The 16,828-nt window shown below is 68.7% G+C and carries 15 protein-coding genes and 1 riboswitch; of the genes, 7 read left to right on the forward strand and 8 right to left on the reverse strand.

Annotated features, from left to right (window positions below; all coding sequences use genetic code 11):
• Positions 1 to 128 precede the first annotated feature (128 nt).
• A complete protein-coding gene (locus tag QH276_RS04450; protein ID WP_280406632.1) occupies positions 129 to 830 on the reverse strand; it encodes an Rv0361 family membrane protein in 702 nt (233 codons plus the stop codon).
• Positions 831 to 1,085: 255 nt separating this feature from the next.
• Between QH276_RS04450 and QH276_RS04455 the strand changes: the two genes are divergently transcribed.
• The 3 genes from QH276_RS04455 to QH276_RS04465 all read left to right on the forward strand — a co-directional run bounded on the left by QH276_RS04455 (position 1,086) and on the right by QH276_RS04465 (position 4,498).
• Positions 1,086 to 1,382 carry an excalibur calcium-binding domain-containing protein gene (locus tag QH276_RS04455; RefSeq protein WP_280400366.1) on the forward strand — a complete coding sequence of 99 codons (297 nt, stop codon included), beginning with the start codon at positions 1,086 to 1,088 and terminating at the stop codon, positions 1,380 to 1,382.
• 87 nt (positions 1,383 to 1,469) lie between these two features.
• Complete coding sequence (locus QH276_RS04460) at positions 1,470 to 4,070, forward strand: LuxR C-terminal-related transcriptional regulator (protein ID WP_280400367.1); 2,601 nt, start codon at positions 1,470 to 1,472, stop codon at positions 4,068 to 4,070.
• A 140-nt stretch (positions 4,071 to 4,210) separates the two neighbouring features.
• Positions 4,211 to 4,498: a hypothetical protein gene (locus QH276_RS04465; RefSeq protein ID WP_280400368.1), complete on the forward strand. Its 288-nt coding sequence runs from the start codon at positions 4,211 to 4,213 to the stop codon at positions 4,496 to 4,498.
• Positions 4,499 to 4,726: 228 nt separating this feature from the next.
• Here the strand turns inward: QH276_RS04465 and QH276_RS04470 are convergent, their stop codons facing one another.
• A complete protein-coding gene (locus QH276_RS04470) occupies positions 4,727 to 4,951 on the reverse strand; it encodes a hypothetical protein (RefSeq protein WP_280400369.1) in 225 nt (74 codons plus the stop codon).
• 61 nt (positions 4,952 to 5,012) lie between these two features.
• Here QH276_RS04470 and QH276_RS04475 point away from each other — a divergent pair, with 61 nt between their 5' ends.
• Positions 5,013 to 6,518, forward strand: a complete 1,506-nt coding sequence (locus QH276_RS04475) for a PLP-dependent aminotransferase family protein (protein WP_280400370.1) — start codon at positions 5,013 to 5,015, stop codon at positions 6,516 to 6,518.
• A 253-nt stretch (positions 6,519 to 6,771) separates the two neighbouring features.
• Here the strand turns inward: QH276_RS04475 and QH276_RS04480 are convergent, their stop codons facing one another.
• Both QH276_RS04480 and pta read right to left on the reverse strand, forming a co-directional pair.
• Complete coding sequence (locus QH276_RS04480) at positions 6,772 to 7,965, reverse strand: acetate kinase (protein WP_432278678.1); 1,194 nt, start codon at positions 7,963 to 7,965, stop codon at positions 6,772 to 6,774.
• Between the two features lie 35 nt (positions 7,966 to 8,000).
• Entirely contained in the window at positions 8,001 to 10,073 is a 2,073-nt protein-coding gene (gene pta, locus QH276_RS04485; RefSeq protein WP_280400372.1) for a phosphate acetyltransferase, read from the reverse strand.
• Positions 10,074 to 10,220: 147 nt separating this feature from the next.
• On the opposite strand from pta, the gene QH276_RS04490 reads away from it, so the two are divergent.
• The gene (locus QH276_RS04490; protein WP_280400373.1) at positions 10,221 to 10,724 is read left to right on the forward strand and encodes a GNAT family N-acetyltransferase; all 504 of its coding nucleotides are present in this window, start codon (positions 10,221 to 10,223) and stop codon (positions 10,722 to 10,724) included.
• Positions 10,725 to 10,816: 92 nt separating this feature from the next.
• On the opposite strand, the gene fgd is transcribed toward QH276_RS04490, so the two are convergent.
• Positions 10,817 to 11,827 carry a glucose-6-phosphate dehydrogenase (coenzyme-F420) gene (fgd, locus tag QH276_RS04495; RefSeq protein ID WP_280400374.1) on the reverse strand — a complete coding sequence of 337 codons (1,011 nt, stop codon included), beginning with the start codon at positions 11,825 to 11,827 and terminating at the stop codon, positions 10,817 to 10,819.
• Between the two features lie 203 nt (positions 11,828 to 12,030).
• Here fgd and QH276_RS04500 point away from each other — a divergent pair, with 203 nt between their 5' ends.
• Positions 12,031 to 12,807 (forward strand): HAD-IIA family hydrolase, encoded by a 777-nt coding sequence (locus tag QH276_RS04500; protein WP_280400379.1) that lies wholly within the window; start codon positions 12,031 to 12,033, stop codon positions 12,805 to 12,807.
• Positions 12,808 to 12,920: 113 nt separating this feature from the next.
• On the opposite strand, the gene QH276_RS04505 is transcribed toward QH276_RS04500, so the two are convergent.
• The 3 genes from QH276_RS04505 to QH276_RS04515 all read right to left on the reverse strand — a co-directional run bounded on the left by QH276_RS04505 (position 12,921) and on the right by QH276_RS04515 (position 15,209).
• Positions 12,921 to 14,135, reverse strand: coding sequence for an O-succinylhomoserine sulfhydrylase (locus tag QH276_RS04505; protein WP_280400375.1), 1,215 nt, complete (start codon positions 14,133 to 14,135; stop codon positions 12,921 to 12,923).
• Positions 14,132 to 14,548, reverse strand: coding sequence for a rhodanese-like domain-containing protein (locus tag QH276_RS04510; RefSeq protein WP_280400376.1), 417 nt, complete (start codon positions 14,546 to 14,548; stop codon positions 14,132 to 14,134). Before QH276_RS04510 ends, QH276_RS04505 begins: the two co-directional genes overlap by 4 nt.
• Before the next feature lie 14 nt (positions 14,549 to 14,562).
• Positions 14,563 to 14,675, reverse strand: a riboswitch (SAM riboswitch).
• A gap of 63 nt (positions 14,676 to 14,738) precedes the next feature.
• Entirely contained in the window at positions 14,739 to 15,209 is a 471-nt protein-coding gene (locus QH276_RS04515) for an Rv0361 family membrane protein (RefSeq protein WP_280400377.1), read from the reverse strand.
• A gap of 228 nt (positions 15,210 to 15,437) precedes the next feature.
• Between QH276_RS04515 and QH276_RS04520 the strand changes: the two genes are divergently transcribed.
• Entirely contained in the window at positions 15,438 to 16,826 is a 1,389-nt protein-coding gene (locus tag QH276_RS04520) for an FAD-dependent oxidoreductase (RefSeq protein WP_280400378.1), read from the forward strand.
• Positions 16,827 to 16,828 lie beyond the last annotated feature (2 nt).

A 16,828-nucleotide genomic window follows, 5' to 3' on the forward strand; every position in this document is an offset into this window, starting at 1 on the left:
GCCCTGAGAGGGTTTGGCCCGTCCCGGCTGTAAGCGCTCGGTTCGAAGCGGCGCAGCCGCGAGTGTCGAGCGCTGACAGCAGGGACCAAGGGGGCCAAACCCCGCGCCGCCGCAGGCGGCGCAAAATATTACTGCGGCGGATCGCAGACCTTCCAGCCGGTTTCGGTTTCCTGTAGGTCGAAGGTGCGGGTGGTTTCCTCGGGGTCGGCGTCGGTTCGGACGCTGACCTGGGCGAGGGCCGTGCGGTCGGTGATCTGGATCGCGTCGACGCCGGAGACTTCCGGGATACTGCCGTCGTTCACCGCCTGCCGGTGCACGCCGGCGAACTGTTCCTCGGACAGGCTCTGGTAGTAGTCGTGCAGGGCACCGCAGGTGGCTTCCCGGAGTGCGGGCAGGTCGCCGCTTTCCAGCGCGCCCGTGTAATTGCCGATGGCCGTGCGGATCCGGCCCTGCGGCGAATCGTCCTCGCCGCCGGCGCCCACCAGGATCGCGATCAACGCGATCACCAGCGCCACCGCCACCCCGCCGGCGATGAGCCATTTCTTGTTGTCCTTGGCCGGTGTCGCGGGGGCGGGGGCCGGTTCGACCCGTTGCGGTTGGGCTATCTGCTGCGGCGCGGAGTACCCGGGCGCGGGCGCGACCCGGTGTTCGGCGACGGTCGGTTTGAGGTCGGCCGGGGAGGGTGCGCCGCCCGGCCGCTGCGGACCGCCCGGCGGGCGCCCCGGCCCCCCCCCCCCCGCCCCCCCCGGGCACGGGCCAAACCCTCTCAGGGCCTCGTAAGACTCGGCACCGCCGTGGTCGCGTTCGGGTTTCGGGGTAACGCGAACCACCGAGGGCCTCGTGAGACTCGGCGCCGCCGTGGTCGCGTTCGGGTTTCGGCGTAACGCGAACTACCGAGGGCCTCGTGAGACTCGGCGCCGCCGTGGTCGCGTTGGGTTCCGGGGGTTATGTGGGCCATTCGGGGTCTCGTGAGACTCGGCGCTGCCGTGGTCGCGTTCGGTTTCGGGGTTGGCGAACATGGGTCTTTCACTTTTCCCGGTTGCGCGTGAGGATAGGAGTACCCCCAGCACTCGAGGATGTTCGTGATGAAAACCCGTTCCACCCTGGCTCGTTTGGTCGTTGCCGGTTGCGCGCTGACCGTGCTCGCTGCCGCGCCGGCCGCCGCCGATACCCAGACCTCGCCGAATACGAGTCAGGATTCGCATCCGCTGCCCGCCGATCGCGCGCAACCGGAGGCCGACGAAGACGAGCACCCCTACTACATCAGCTGCGCTCATGCGCGGCGCGAAACCGATACCCCGCTGTTCGGGGGACAGCCGGGGTATTCGTGGCAGCTCGACGAAGACCGTGATGGCCTGGCCTGCGAAGTGGGCGAGGGCTGAGGCGGTTACGGAGTAGGTCGCGCAGTGCCGGTGCCGCGGTGGATAGTTCACCGTACTCAGCGGTAATGCGGGCTTTACAGTAGACATATGGCGCGAAATTGGCCGATGGTCGAGCGGGCGAACGAGTTCGACACGATTCGCGCGACGCTCACCGGCCCCGATCATGTCGGCGCTGTTCTCATCGGTGAGCCCGGTGTCGGGAAGACCACGCTGGCCCGGCGGGCCGCGACCGCGGGCGGCGGGACCATCCGGTGGGTCGCGGGTACCGAATCGGCGCGCAGTATTCCGCTGGGCGTTTTCGCGCATATGGTCGGCGTGTACACCGCGCACGATCCGGTGACGTTCATGGCCGCGGCCCGGGAGGCGCTACTGGCCGACGGGCCCGCCATCATCGGGGTCGACGACGCGCATCTGCTCGATCAGCTCTCCGCGACCCTGCTGTTGCAGCTGGCGATCGACAAGGCGGCCCGGATCGTCGCCACCGTCCGCGACGGGGTCCCGGTGCCCGACGCGGTGACGACGCTGTGGAAAGACGGGCATCTGCTGCGGATCCATCTGCCGCCGTTCACCCAGCAGCAGAGTGTGGACCTGGTGGAATCGGTGCTCGGCGGGCAGTTGGAGGGGTTCACCGCCAACTTGATGTGGGAATCCTCCGGCGGTAACGCGCTTTTCCTGCGGCATCTGGTCGAGGGTGCGCTGGAGGTGGGGTCGCTGCGGCAGGTGAACGGGGTGTGGCAGCTGCGGGGGCGGGCGGCGGTCACCTCGGAATTGGCGGCACTGCTGGAGGATCGGGTCGAGCAGCTCCCCGAATCGGTGTTGCGGGTGCTGGAACTGCTCACTTTCTGTGAACCCGTCCATCTGGAGGTGATGGCCGAACTCGCCGGGGAGGAGGCGGTGGAGGCGGCCGAGAACGGCGGTGTGATCCGGGTGGTGGAGGCTGGGCCGGATCTCGTTGTCCGGTACAACCATCCGCTGTTCGGTGAGGTCATTCGCCGCCGCCTCGGTATCGCGAGTTCGCGCCGGTTACGCGGGCGGCTGTATTCCGCGCTCAAACAACGACGGATCAATTCGGCCGCCGACCGGATCCGGCTTGCCGAACTGGCCCTGGACAGCGATAAATCCGCCGATCTGGAACTGTTCGAATCCGCCGCCGAGGACGCGATCGGGCTGGCGAATCTGCCGCTGGGGGAGCGGTTCGCGCGGGCGGCGGTGGAACGCCGCGGCGGGGTGGAGTCGGCGGATCTGCTGGCCCGTGCCCTGCTGTGGCAGGGGCACCGGATCGAGGCGGAACGAACACTGGCCAGTTTCGACCCCGACGAACTCAACGAGGTGCAGCTGGCCCGCTGGGGGAGCACGCGGGTCTCGAATCTGCTGTGGGCCTCCGGTGACGCCGACCGCGCCGACGAGGTACTCGCGCTGGTCCGCGCGCGGATCGCACATCCGAAGATCGGCCTGATCACCACCGGGCTCGCCGCGGCCTGTGCGGTGAGCGAGAACCGCCTCGGTGACGCGCTGCGGGAAGCCGAACAGGTGATGCGGGTCGCGGACGCACCGCCGTGGGCGGTGTGGTGGGCGGCGTTCGGCGGTGGGCTCGCGGCGGCGCTACGGGGTCGCGCGGCGGATGCCCGGCATTACGCCGACCGGGGTCGCGCGGTGGAACCGCATATCGACGGCCTCAACCGGTTCATGTCTACGCATGCCGAGGTGCTGGCGCTGGTACTCACCGGCGATCTGGACGCGGCCGCGCATCGCGCCACCGAGTACTTCGGGTATTCCGCGCCGGGGCAGTACCTCGCGTGGGGGATGTCGAAGATTCTGCAGGGCACCGTGGATGTGGCACGGGGCCGGTTCCCGGCCGGTATCGACAATTTGGAGCAGGCACTGGCCGCGCTCACCGCCGAGGGCGCCGCCGCCTGGATGTTCCCGGCCCGGATCCGGCTGGCCGAGGCGTATGCGGCGCTGGGCCGGCCGGTCGAGGCCGCGGAATCGATCGCCGAAGCCGATGCGCGGGGCGGGCGGCACAGCGCGGTCTACGAACCGCAGCTGGAAATCGCCCGGGCGTGCCTGGCGGCGGCGGAGGGCGCGGTGAGCATCGCGGTGGAACGGGCGATCCGCGCCGCCGATGCCGCCGCGCGCGCGGAGCAGCACGCCGTGGAGGCGCTGGCCCTGCATACCGCGGCCCGGTTCGGCGCGGGGTCGGTGGTCCAGCGGCTGGCGGATCTGGCGCACCGGGTGGACGGCCCGCTGGTGCGCGCGCAGGCCCGGCACGCGGTGGCGCTGGCCGGGCAGGACGGGGCCGGGCTGGACGCGGCGGCGGCGGATTTCGAGGCTCTGGGTGCGCAGTTGTCGGCCGCCGACGCCGCGGCGCAGGCCGCGACCGCGCACGACCGGGCCGGGGATCGCCGCCGGCTGCTGGAATCGGCGGCGCACGCCAACCGGCTGGCGGCGGCCTGCGGGGGCGCCGCGACTCCGGCCCTGCGGGATGCGGCCCAGCCGCTACCGTTGACCAGCCGGGAACGTGAGATCGCGAATCTGGTGGCGGCCGGTCTGAGCAACCGGCAGATCGCCGACCGGCTCACCGTCTCGGTGCGGACCGTGGAGGGCCACCTGTACCGAGCCTGTACGAAACTGGACGTCACCGACCGGGAATCGCTGGCCGCGCTGCTGCGGGGTGATTCGGCGGGCTGAATCGCCGGGTGCCCCGCGATGGCGCTCCTGTGTCATCGTGCGGCCGGCGAACGCTGCGGCGGTGGTCGGGGCCGATTCCGATCCGCACCGGCATCGGTTACGCTGGCCGCTCGTCGGACAGCCGGTAGGTGGAGGTGCGCATGGCTACGAGGTACGCGGTCCGGTGTGCGGCCATGTTGTCGTTGTGCGCGGCGACGGCGCTGGTCTACGGTTGCGCCCAGGACACCGGCGGTCACGCCACCACGACGACCTCGGCGGCCGCGCCGGTCACCGCCGAATCCCCGCAGCAGCGCAACTTGCGCATCCGCGACGAACTCGTGCGAATGGGCTGCGACACCAACTCCTGTATCCAGACCTATTTCGCCTGCGCGGACGGCCTGCTCTCGGGCGAGCCGTGCGATTTCTATCAGCAGCATCCACTGAACTAGCGTTCAAGCAGTCCAGTTGCCCAACTGGACCCCTTGCCCGGCGGGAAGGTGCAAACCCCTGCGCGAAAGCTGGCAAGTGTCGGTCTCCGACCGGTCCGGCTTCGGCGGGAGGTTATCGAGGCGCTCGCACAGTTTCGGTCGGTACCGGCCGCAACGTAGGTGGCGAGGCTGCGGGCGCTGGAATGTTTCGGGGCTGCAAACCCACGCGCGGAACGCCGGTGGCGCCCCTCAGCTCGTGTGGGTGCGGAGCCGGTCCGGTTCCCCGTGCGACCATGCGGCGTCCAGATCGCGGTAACCGCGTTCGAGGTCGTAGCGGCTGAGGGAATCGTCGGTGATCGAGCCTAGGGGCCGGTACCGTTCGAGCAGTTCGGGTAGGCGTGATTCGGTGACGAGGTACTGGTAGGCGAGGAAGCTGAATGTGCCCACTCCCACGAGCGCAGCAAGAAGTGTCATGGTTCCAGAATGGCGCTACTGGACTTGCCGATAAAGAGCCAATCAGTCGATACTGGCCTTTATGTCGACGAGAGTGCTCGGCGCCGCGGGCCTGGCCCGTGATCTGGGGCAGTGGCGCGGCCCGGACCAGGCACCTGCCGAGGGCGGTGCCCGCCGTTCCGGCCGCCCCGCCTACCTGGCGCTGGCGGAGGGGATCCGGCTGCTCATCCACGACGGCCGCGCGCCGCTCGGAATCGCGCTGCCCAGCGAACGCGATCTGGCCGCCACCCTGGGCGTCAGCCGCACCACCGTGACCTCCACCTACGCGCTGCTGCGCGAACACGGCTACCTCATCACCCGGCAGGGGTCGCGTTCCACGGTCGCGCTGCCGCCGGCCGTCGCGCACGACGGCGGCCGTGCCGCCCGCGGGATCCTGGCCACCATGTCCGTCGGTGCCCAGCCCGCCGTGGACCTGACCTACGCCGCGATGACCGCCCCGCCGGAGATGCAAGAGGCCTATGCCGTTGCGCTCCAAGGTATTCCGTCGTATCTGAGCACCCACGGGATGGATCCGGTCGGAATCCTGCCGCTGCGCGAGGCGCTCGCCCGCCGCTACACCGAACGCGGCCTGCCGACCGGTGCGGATCAGATCCTGGTGACCCTCGGCGCCCAGCACGGCCTGCGCCTGCTGCTGAATGTGCTGGCCCCCGCGGCGGCCCGGGTGCTCATCGACCATCCCACCTACCCCAACGCGATCGAGGCGATCCGCGATGTCGGGGCCCGCCCGGTGCCCGTCCCGTTGCGGCTGGAGGATCCGGCCGCCGCCTGGGATCTGGACGGTCTGCGCAGCGCGGCCCGCCAGACCGCCGCGACCCTGGCGTATCTGGTACCCGACCACAACAATCCGACCGGTTTCCTGATGGACGAGGCGGCCCGCGCCGACTTGGCGTCGATCGCCCGCGAGACCCGGATGACGCTGATCATCGACGAATCCATGGCGGATCTGTCGCTCACCGATACCGCCCCGGTCGCGCCGGTCGCCGCGTTCGCGAAGGGTTCCGAGGTGATCACCATCGGCTCGGCGTCCAAATCTTTCTGGGGCGGTCTGCGTGTCGGCTGGATCCGGACCTCCGAATCGCTGATCACCCGGCTGCTGGCCACCCGCGCCACCGTCGATCTGGGCACGCCGGTGATGGATCAGCTGGCGGCGGTCCACCTGCTCGAACAGGCCGAACCCATTCTGGCGCGCCGCCGCAAACTGCTGCGCGATCAGCGGGAGGCGCTGCTGACAGCGCTGGCCGAGGAGCTTCCGGACTGGTATGTGCTGCCCGGAGTGGGCGGTATGTCGGTCTGGGCGCAGCTGCCCGATCCGGTCTCGACGGCGCTGGCGGCCACGGCACCCAATCATGGCGTACTGCTCGCCGCCGGGCCGCGTTTCGGCGTGCAGGGTGCGTTCGAGCGTTTCCTGCGCCTGCCCTACACGAATCCCGAACCCGAGCTCCGCCGGGCGGTTACCGCGATCGCCGCGGCCTACGACGGTCTCGGTCCGCGCGCCGGCGAATCGTTACAGCCGCTGACCTGCTACTGAGCCCTGCCCAGTACCTCCCCGCGTCGGAGTCGGCAACGGCCGGAGCGGGCTCGCAGCGGCCGGCCACAAACCGCGTGCGCGTGATGTCGGCTGCCCGGCTACCCGCGTGGGTGCCGGCTGCCTGGCCGCGTGCGTGTGGTGCCGGGTGCCCGGCGACGTGCGTGTGGTGGTGGCTGTGCGGCCGCGCGCGCCGGGGGCTGCCGCCGGGCGGGTGCGTGTGATGTCGGCTGCCCGGCCGCGTGCGCCGGGTGGTTCAGGACATCCCCGCGACCGCTACCGCCGCGCGGGCGATGGCGAGTTCCTCGTTGGTCGGCACCACCAGCACCTGCACCCGCGACCCTTCCGCGGAGATCCGCCGGGCACCACGGTCTTTCGCGGTATTGAGCCCGGAGTCCACGGCGATCCCGAAATCCTCGAGCCCGGCCAGCGCGTCGGCACGGACGTCGGGGTTGTTCTCACCCACTCCCGCCGTGAAGGTGATCGCATCGACTCCGCCCAATTCGACCAGGTAGGCGCCGAGATAATGCCGCAGCCGGTGTACGTAGACATCGTAGGCGTTGCGTGCGGCGGTATCTCCGGCGTCGATACGGCGGCGGAGTTCCCGGAAATCGTTGACGCCGGCCATCCCACGCAGCCCGGAACCCCGGTTGAGCAACCGGTCGATACCGTCGACGTCCAGATGTGCCGTCCGCATGAGGTGCAGGATGATCCCGGGGTCGAGATTGCCGCTGCGGGTGCCCATGACCAGGCCTTCCAGCGGGGTCAGGCCCATACTGGTATCCACCGGCCGCCCGCCCCGCAGCGCGGCGACGGAGGCGCCGTTGCCCAGGTGAAAGATGATCTGATTCAGCGAGTCCGCGGGCCGGCCGAGGAATTCGGTGACGCGGCCGGAGACGTATTCGTGTGAGGTCCCGTGGAAGCCGTAGCGGCGGATACCGTGCGTTTCGGCGACCTGACTGTCGATCGCATAGGTTTTCGCGGCCGGCGGTAGCCCGTGGAAGAACGCGGTATCGAACACCGCGACCTGCGGAACCTCCGGCAGCAGGGTGCGCACCGCCTCGATCCCGCGAATATTGGGCGGGTTGTGCAGCGGGGCGAGGGTGGAGAGTTCGGTGATGGTGCGCAGCACCTGATCGTCGATCAGGGTGGGCCGGTAGAAGACCTCGCCGCCGTGGACAACCCGGTGGCCGACGGCGGTGATACCCGCCTGGGCGAGGTCATGGCCGGTCTCGGCGAATTTGTCGAAGGCCAGGCGTAATCCGGCCGTGTGATCGGGGATCTTCCGCTTGTCGGTGACGGTCTGCTCGCCCGCGGTGTGTTCTATCGCGCCGCCGTCGTCCTCACCGATCCGCTCCACCAGACCGGAGGCGATGATGGTGCCCGATTCCGGTTCCAGCAGTTGATATTTGATCGAGGAGGACCCGGAGTTGACCACCAGTACGCGTATCGGTTGCACCGCCATCTCCTGTTCGCCGGGACGCGTCACTGCTGCTGTGCCTGAATGGCGGTGATGGCCACGGTGTTCACGATATCGGTGACCAGTGCGCCCCGGGACAGGTCGTTCACCGGTTTGCGCAGGCCTTGCAGTACGGGCCCGATCGCGACCGCGCCCGCGCTGCGCTGCACCGCCTTGTAGGTGTTGTTGCCGGTATTGAGGTCGGGGAAGATGAACACCGTCGCCCGGCCGGCGACTTCCGAATTCGGCAGTTTGGCGTCGGCGACCGTGGGCTCGATAGCGGCGTCGTATTGGATGGGACCCTCTACCAGCAGTTCCGGGGCGCGTTCCCGGACCAGGCCGGTCGCCACCCGTACCTTGTCCACATCCGCGCCGCTGCCGGATTCGCCGGTGGAGTAGGACAGCATCGCCACCCGGGGTTCGATACCGAACCGAGCGGCGGTCGCCGCCGAGGAGACGGCGATATCGGCCAGCTGTTCGGAACTCGGATCGGGGACGACCGCGCAGTCGCCGTAGGCGAGCACCCGGTCGGCCAGGCACATCAGGAACACACTCGAGACCGTGGAAACACCCGGCACCGTCTTGATGATCTCGAACGACGGCCGGATCGTGTGCGCGGTGGTGTGCGCGGCACCGGAGACCATCCCGTCGGCGAGGCCGCGATGCACCATCATGGTCCCGAAATACGAGATATCGGTGACGGTCTCCCGGGCCCGCTCGACCGTCATACCTTTGTGTTTGCGCAGTTCGGCGTATTCGCGGGCGAAATCGTCGAGATGCTCGGAGGTCCGCGGATCGAGCACCTGGGCGTCGGCGATATCGACCCCGAGCTCGGCGGCGCGGGCCCGGATCGCGGTCTCGTCGCCCAGGATGATCAGCTCGGCGACCTTGCGCTGCAGCACCCGTCCGGCCGCGCGCAGCACCCGGTCGTCGTCGCCCTCGGGCAGCACAATCGTCTTGCGGTCGGCGCGGGCGCGTTCGATCAGCTGGTATTCGAACATCTGCGGGGTCACCACGCTGGTGAGCGGAACCTCCAGCCGGCGCAGGAACTCCGCGGCGTCCACATGGGTTTCCATCAATGCGAGTGCGGTATCGACCTTGCGCGGGTTGTCGGCCGACATCCGGCCGCGGGTGCGATGCGCGACACCGGCGGTGTCATAGGTGCCCAGACCGGTGGTCAGGATGGGTAATCGCGGTTTCAGCCCCGTGATCAGGCGGGCGATCGCCGGATGCGGCAGCAGGCCCCCGTTCATCACGATCCCGGCCAGCGACGGGAAGCTCTCCGCCTCGTGCGCGTTCACCACGCTGAGCAGCACATCGGAACGATCACCGGGGGCGATCACCACGGCGCCGTCGAACAGGCGCTCGAGAATATGTTCGGCGGTCATCCCGCCCACCATCACGCCGAGCGCTTCGCGGTGCAGGAGTTCCGGGTCGCCACTGTAGATCTCGCCGTCCAGCGCGCCGCACAACTCCGCCATGGTCGGGGCGATCAGCAGCGGAACCTCGGGAAGGCTCCAGCAGGGTACGCCGAATCCGGTGAGCCGTTCCCGCACCTGGTCGAGCTGCTCGGGGGCGCACCGGTTGGCGATGATCGCGCTGAGTTGCGCGTGTTCACCGGACAACTCGGCCGTGCACAGCTCCACCAGCTGCTCGACCTCGTCCGGCGACCGCTGCGCACCCCGCACCACCAACAGCACCGGCGCGCCCAGGTTCACCGCGATGCGCGCGTTGAACCGGAGTTCGCTGGGACTGGCCACATCCGTGTAGTCGCTGCCCACGATCACCACGGCGTCACAGGCCGCCGCCACCTCGTGGTACCGCATCACGATCTCGGAGATGGCGGCGTCGGGGTCGGCATGCACCTGCTCGTAGCTCACGCCCACCGCCTGCTGGTATTCGATATCGGCGGTGCTGTGCTCGAGCAGGAGTTCGAGAATGTAATCGGGTTCGGTCGCCGACCGGGTGATCGGCCGGAACACCCCGACGCGCGCGGTGCTCGCGCACAACATCTGCAGCACACCGAGCGCTACGGTCGATTTCCCGGTATCACCCTCCGGCGACGCGATGTACACACTGGACGCAGCAACCTCGGCCATGAGGAGAGCCTAACGGTGCCGGCGGCTACCCGGCGGGAGTAGGCCGCGGGCCCGCCGGGTACCGGGCCGGCCGCGGCAGTACAGGCAACCGGCCTCGGTCACCGAAAACCACTGGGCGCCGCCCCGATCGTGATGCCAGGATGCGGCATGCGCTCCGATGTCACGCTGCGGCGGCTCGACGAGGGTCTGCTTCGAGACTTGCTGGATGTGGCCGTCGTCGATGCGGACCCCGAGGAGGTGATGCCCCCGGTGGCCGGGCCGCCCGGGTGGACCGGCGTGCGCCGGACAGCGTTTCTGCGGTTCCACCGGTCGAGGTCGCTGTCGGCCGAGCCGGTGGAGAACACCTACGCGATCGTTGTCGGGGACGCTGTGGTGGGGGCCGCGCGGCTGGGTCCTCTGGAAGACCCGGCACATGCGGTCGAAGCGGGAGTGTGGATCGGACGTTCACACCGCGGTGGCGGCGTCGGCAGTGCGGTGCTGCGCCACCTACTGGCGCTCGCCCGCGCGGACGGATTCGCTTCCGTGTTCGTGAGTACGACCGCCGACAACACTGCCGTCCACCGAATGCTCGGGGCCATGCGGGTCGACCTCGTCCGCGAAGGCGACTCTGTCACGGCATGGATCGACCTCCTGGCCGACGACCCGCGCTGACGCGGGCGTCTCCATCTGGCGGCCGTCGTGGACAGCCGCGGCCGGACGACGAGCTACGCGTTCATCGGCCGGCCGCGAAGGCCGTTCGTGTGCTACGCCAATTTGCGCAGGCGCGGTGCCAGGTCGCGCTGGAAGAGGTCGAGGAAACGCCGCTGATCGTGGCCGGGGGCGTGGAACACCAGGTGGTTCAGCCCCGCGTCCACATACGGTTTGACCAGCTCGACCGCCTCGTCCGGGTCGCTGGCGACGATCCAGCGTTTGGCGATCTGCTCGATCGGCAGCGCGTCGGCCGCCTCCTCCATCTCGATCGGGTCGGTGATGCTGTGCTTCTGCTCGGCCGTGAGCGACAGCGGCGCCCAGAATCGCGTGTTCTCCAGCGCCAGCTCGGGGTCGGTGTCGTAGGAGATCTTGATCTCGATCATCCGGTCGATGGTGCTCACCTCGCGGTCCACCTTCGCCGCGCCCTCGGCCACCGCCGGCATCAGTTTCTCGGTGTAGAGGTCCATCCCCTTGCCGGAGGTGCAGATGAAACCGTCACCCGCGCGGCCCGCATACCGGGCCACCACCGGGCCACCGGCGGCGATGTACACCGGGATGCCGCCCTCGGGGACGTCGTAGATCGAGGCGCCCACCGTCTTGTAGTAGGTGCCGTCGAAATCCGTGCGCGCACCCGTCCACAGCGCCCGCATGAGATCCACCGATTCGCGCAACCGGGCGAACCGCTCCTTGAATTCCGGCCATTCCCCGGCGTACCCGGTGGCGATCTCGTTCAGCGCCTCACCGGTGCCGACACCCAGCATCACCCGCCCCGGATACAGGCAGCCCATCGTCGCGAAGGCCTGCGCGATCACCGCCGGGTTGTAGCGGAAGGTCGGGGTGAGCACCGAGGTGCCGAGCATGATCCGCTCGGTCCGCTCACCCGCGGCCGCCATCCAGGCCAGGGAGAACGGCGCGTGGCCGCCCTTGTGCCGCCACGGCTGGAAATGATCGCTGACCGTCGCGCTGTCGAGGCCGTGTTCCTCGGCCAGCACCGCCAGCTCCACCAGCTCGCGGGGTCCGAATTGTTCCGCCGACGCCTTGTACCCGAGCTTGAGCTCACCCATATGCGCCACTCCTGTCGCGTTGTGGCCGGACCGTCTCCAGCCCCGTTTCGACCATAACCACCGCCACCGGCGGCTGCTTCCGGTGGTCCGGATCACCGGAGCCGCGCCGCGGTTTCCGGGCGCGGCATACCCACCCCGGGCGGGGCGAAGCGCAGAATTGTCGGGTGAGCCCCGATGATCCGATCCTGTCCTACCTCACCGATATGGACGGCGTACTGGTCCATGAGGACCATCTGGTGCCCGGCGCCGACGAGTTCCTCGCCGAACTGCGCGCCGAGCAGATCCCGTTCCTCGTCCTGACCAACAACTCCATCCGCACCCCGCGCGATCTCCAGGCGAGATTGCGCCAGACCGGTCTCGATATCCCGGAAAACGCTATCTGGACCTCCGCGCTGGCCACGGCCCACTTCCTGAACGAGCAGCGCCCCGGCGGTACGGCCTACGTGGTCGGCGAATCGGGTCTCACCACCGCGCTGCACGAAATCGGCTACGTCCTCACCGACGTGGATCCCGACTACGTGGTGCTCGGCGAAACCCGCACCTACTCGTTCGAGGCGATCACCACCGCGATCCGTCTGGTCGAACGCGGCGCCCGCTTCATCGCCACCAACCCCGACCCCACCGGCCCGTCCCGCGACGGGGTGCTGCCCGCCACCGGTTCGGTGGCGGCGCTGATCACCCGCGCCACCGGCCGCGACCCCTATTACATCGGTAAACCGAACCCACTGATGATGCGGTCGGCGCTGCGCCGGATCGACGCGCATTCGCAGACCAGTGTGATGATCGGCGACCGGATGGATACCGATGTGATCTCCGGGATGGAAGCCGGGATGCGCACGATCCTGGTGACCTCGGGTATCTCCACCCGGCATTCGGTGGAGAACTACCCGTACCGGCCCACCATGATGTTGAACTCGGTCGCCGAACTCGTGGGGCGGGTGCGGACGCCGTTCACCGAACCCACCGCCCAACCTGGGTGAAGCCGGTACCCAACCAGTGCATGCGGGCCATCGCGCGAGGGTGGGGAGCTGGGCTCGGCGCCACCCGGCTGGGTACCCCAGGGACGGGGTAGGCCGAGATCAGCGGCTGGTGGTCAGCGTAAGGCGTGGTCGAGGTCGCCGAGCAGGTCTTCGATGTCTTCCAGACCTACCGAGATCCGCACAACCCCGTCCGACAGCCCGATACTTGCCCGGCCTTCCGGGCCCATCGCGCGGTGGGTGGTGGTGGCGGGGTGGGTGATCAAGGTCTTGGCGTCGCCGAGGTTGTTGGAGATATCGATGATGCGCAGGCCGTTGAGGACCTCGAAGGCCCGTTTCTTGGCGGCGTCCGCCGCGGCTTTCAATTCGAAGGTCACCACCGTGCCGCCGCCGCTCATCTGTTCGGTGGCCAGCTGGTACTGCGGGTGGGATTCCAGGAAGGGGTAGCGCACCCAGCTCACCGCGGGATGTTCGTCGAGGTATTTCGCGATCCGCAGGGCCGAATCCGCCGACTGCCGGACCCGCAGCGGCATGGTTTCCAGGCCCTTGAGCAGCGTCCACGCGTTGAACGGGCTCAGCGCCGGGCCGGTGTGCCGCATCAGCGTCTTGACCGGGCCCTCGATGTACTCCTCGGAGCCGAGGATCGCGCCGCCCAGCACCCGGCCCTGGCCGTCGATGTGTTTGGTGCCCGAGTACACGATCACGTCCGCGCCGAGTTCGAAACCGCGCTGTAGCAGCGGGGTGGCGAAAACGTTGTCCAGCACCACTTTCGCGCCCGCGGCGTGCGCGAGTTCGCAGACTTTGCGCACGTCGACCAGGGTCTGCATCGGGTTGGCGGGGGTTTCGAAGAACACCGCGGCGGTGGGTTCGGACAGCGCCGCCTCCCACTGCTCGAGGTCTTCACCGTCGACGAAAACCGTCTCCACACCCCAGCGCGGCAGGATTTCGTTGCACACCACGAAACACGATCCGAACAGGCTGCGCGCCGCGACCAGCCGGTCGCCGGCTTTCAGCAGGGCGCCGAGCGCCACGAAAACCGCCGACATACCGCTGGCGGTCGCGAAACAGGCCTCGGCGCCGTCGAGCAGGCGCATCCGTTCCTGGAACATCGACACGGTCGGGTTGCCGTAGCGCGAATACACGAAATGCGGGACCTCGCCGGTGAACGCTGCCTCGGCCGCTTCGGCGCTGGCGTAGACGAACCCCGAGTTCAGGTACAGCGCCTCGGAGGTCTCCTCGAAGCCCGACCGGCTCAGGCCGCCGCGCACGCCCAGCGTGGCCGGGCCGACCCCGTCGGGCAGCGCGCGTTCGAACGCGCCGCCGCTGATCACGACTGCCGCCAGGGCAGTCCGTGGGCGCGCCAGCCGGCGCCGCCGCGATGCCCGAACTCGTCGAGCGGCCCCTCGAAACCTTCGGCGATGTTGTAGGAGGGCGCGATCCCGGCCGCGGTCGCGGCGTCGGCGGCATGTGCCGACCGCTGACCCGACCGGCACAGGAACAGCACCGGGGCGCCGGCGGGGCGATCGCCCAGCGCGGTGCGCAACTGGTCCAGGAACTCGGTGTTGCGCGCACCGGTCGAATCGACCCATTCGACCAGCAGTGTCGGTTTGGCGACCGAGCTGGTGTCGGGAACGCCGACGAACTTCCATTCGGCCTCGGTGCGCACGTCCACCAGGACGGCGTCGGGATTGTCGGCCAGCAGTTCCCACGCCTGCTGTGGACCGATATCACCTGCGTAACTCAACTGAACCTCCTGCGAATCCGCACTTGCCGCATCCGTTCGATGCGTGCCAGGTCGTCACCCGGAGCACCCCACCGCGGAGGAGGGTTGCCGACCAGCGAGCCGGGGCTTGGCGCTGGCACTCATGACCTAAGGGATGAGATTGCCCGGCCCGCCCCGGCCCTGTCAAACCCCAGTTGACGCCCGGCGGAAATCATTCGACCGGCCGATTGCACACCTTCCACTCACCGTCGGTGTGGAACAGCCACCAGGTCGAGGTCTCCTCGGTGTCCTCGACCCGGCTGGTCACTTCGATGGTCGCGGTTTCGCCGTTGACCTGCACCGGGCCGAATTTCGTGATTTCGATGTCTTTTCCGGTCTCGCCGGGTTGCAGGCGTGGGGCCAGCGGGGAGCGGGCGGGAACGAATCCCGGGCAGACCGCTTCCCGGGGCGGTTCGGGGCCGTAGCGGCTGCTCACTTGGGCGAAGTCGCGGACCGCACCCGCGATCCGGTCGGATTCTGTGACATTTTTCTCAACGGGTGCCAGCAGGCCGGTGAGCAGGATGCCCCCGAGGAGGAGGGCCGCGATCACCGCGGCCACGGTGAACGGCGTGATCGTGCGCCGTGCCGGGGTGTCGTCCGGGTCGGGGGCCGCCGGGTCGTCAGCGGGTCCGGAATCGCTCATACCCATGATCATCCCTGGTCCCCGCGGCGGCGGTGTGCCCACACCCCGATAGAATCGCAGGAGACCGCGGGTGGACGGCACCGTAGTCGCCGCGGGGACGTGGGAAGACGTAGCGCGAACCGGTTGCCGAAACGGCGCGATGACGGCGCATACAAGCCACGCGTCAACTTAGCCTAAGCTAAGTACAACGCCAGTGATTCTTTCGACCGATAAGGGTGCGCGTAACAGATGACCGAGCAGAAGGAAGCGAATCGCCCGCTTCGGATCGCGATCGTGGGAGCTGGTCCGGCGGGTATCTACGCCGCTGATGCGTTGATGAAATCGGACGCCGAGGTCTCGATCGACCTGTTCGAGCGGATGCCGGCCCCCTTCGGGCTCATCCGCTACGGCGTCGCGCCCGACCACCCGCGCATCAAGGGAATCATCACGGCCCTGCACAAGGTGCTGGACAAGGAGCAGGTCCGGCTGCTGGGCAACATCGACTACGGCACCGATATCACCCTGGCGGATCTGCGGCGTTTCTACGACGCGGTGATCTTCTCCACCGGCGCCAACGCCGACCGTGCGCTGCCGATCCCGGGTATCGACCTGGACGGCTCCTACGGTGCCGCCGATTTCGTGTCCTGGTACGACGGGCATCCGGATGTGCCGCGCACCTGGCCGCTGGACGCGGAGAAGGTCGCGGTGCTCGGTGTCGGCAACGTCGCCCTCGACGTGGCGCGGGTACTGGCCAAAACCGGTGACGAACTGCTGCCCACCGAAATCCCGCCGAACGTCTACGCCGGCCTGAAGGAGAACAAGGCCGTCGAGGTGCACGTCTTCGGCCGCCGCGGCCCGGCGCAGGCCAAGTTCACCCCGCTGGAGCTGCGCGAACTCGATCATTCGCCGACGATCGAGGTGATCGTCGATCCCGAGGACATCGACTACGACGAAGGTTCGGAGGCCGCGCGGCGGCATTCCAAGCAGGTCGATATGGTCGCCAACACCCTCGAACAGTGGGCCATCCGGGATCAGGGCAACCGCCCGCACAAGCTGTTCCTGCACTTCTTCGAATCGCCCGCGGAAATTCTGGGCGAGGACGGGAAGGTCGTGGGGTTGCGCACCGAACGCACCCAGCTCGATGGCACCGGCAATGTGAAGGGCACCGGGAACTTCCGGGACTGGGAGGTGCAGGCGGTCTACCGGGCGGTCGGCTACCTGTCGCAGAACATCTCCGAACTGCCGTTCGACGACCAGGCCGGGGTGATCCCGAACGAGGCCGGTCGAGTGCTGGTCGACGAGGACGCCGACGGTGCCGCGCGCTATATGCCGGGGACGTATGTGACCGGCTGGATCAAGCGTGGCCCGGTGGGGCTGATCGGCCACACCAAGGGCGATGCGAACGAAACGGTCGCTTGCCTGCTCGACGACAGCAAGCATTTCGGTGCCGCGGAGAACCCGGAGCCGGCAGCGGTGACCGAGTTCCTGGAGAGCCGCGGTATCCCGTTCACCACGTGGGCCGGCTGGTACCGCCTCGACGCGCATGAGCGTTCGCTGGGCGAACCGGAGGGCCGCGAGCGGGTGAAGGTCGTGGAGCGCGAGGATATGCTGCGCGCCAGCGAACCGCACAAGGTGTAGGT

This window comes from Nocardia carnea (assembly GCF_029869215.1).
Classification (GTDB): Bacteria; Actinomycetota; Actinomycetes; order Mycobacteriales; family Mycobacteriaceae; genus Nocardia; species Nocardia carnea_B.

Coding starts and splice junctions, on each gene's coding strand:
- QH276_RS04455 (WP_280400366.1), top strand. CDS start 1,086: ATGAAAACCCGTTCCACCCTGGCTCGTTTGGTCGTTGCCGGTTGCGCG.
- QH276_RS04460 (WP_280400367.1), top strand. CDS start 1,470: ATGGCGCGAAATTGGCCGATGGTCGAGCGGGCGAACGAGTTCGACACG.
- QH276_RS04465 (WP_280400368.1), top strand. CDS start 4,211: ATGGCTACGAGGTACGCGGTCCGGTGTGCGGCCATGTTGTCGTTGTGC.
- QH276_RS04470 (WP_280400369.1), bottom strand. CDS start 4,951: ATGACACTTCTTGCTGCGCTCGTGGGAGTGGGCACATTCAGCTTCCTC.
- QH276_RS04475 (WP_280400370.1), top strand. CDS start 5,013: ATGTCGACGAGAGTGCTCGGCGCCGCGGGCCTGGCCCGTGATCTGGGG.
- pta (WP_280400372.1), bottom strand. CDS start 10,073: ATGGCCGAGGTTGCTGCGTCCAGTGTGTACATCGCGTCGCCGGAGGGT.
- QH276_RS04490 (WP_280400373.1), top strand. CDS start 10,221: ATGCGCTCCGATGTCACGCTGCGGCGGCTCGACGAGGGTCTGCTTCGA.
- fgd (WP_280400374.1), bottom strand. CDS start 11,827: ATGGGTGAGCTCAAGCTCGGGTACAAGGCGTCGGCGGAACAATTCGGA.
- QH276_RS04500 (WP_280400379.1), top strand. CDS start 12,031: ATGGACGGCGTACTGGTCCATGAGGACCATCTGGTGCCCGGCGCCGAC.
- QH276_RS04515 (WP_280400377.1), bottom strand. CDS start 15,209: ATGAGCGATTCCGGACCCGCTGACGACCCGGCGGCCCCCGACCCGGAC.
- QH276_RS04520 (WP_280400378.1), top strand. CDS start 15,438: ATGACCGAGCAGAAGGAAGCGAATCGCCCGCTTCGGATCGCGATCGTG.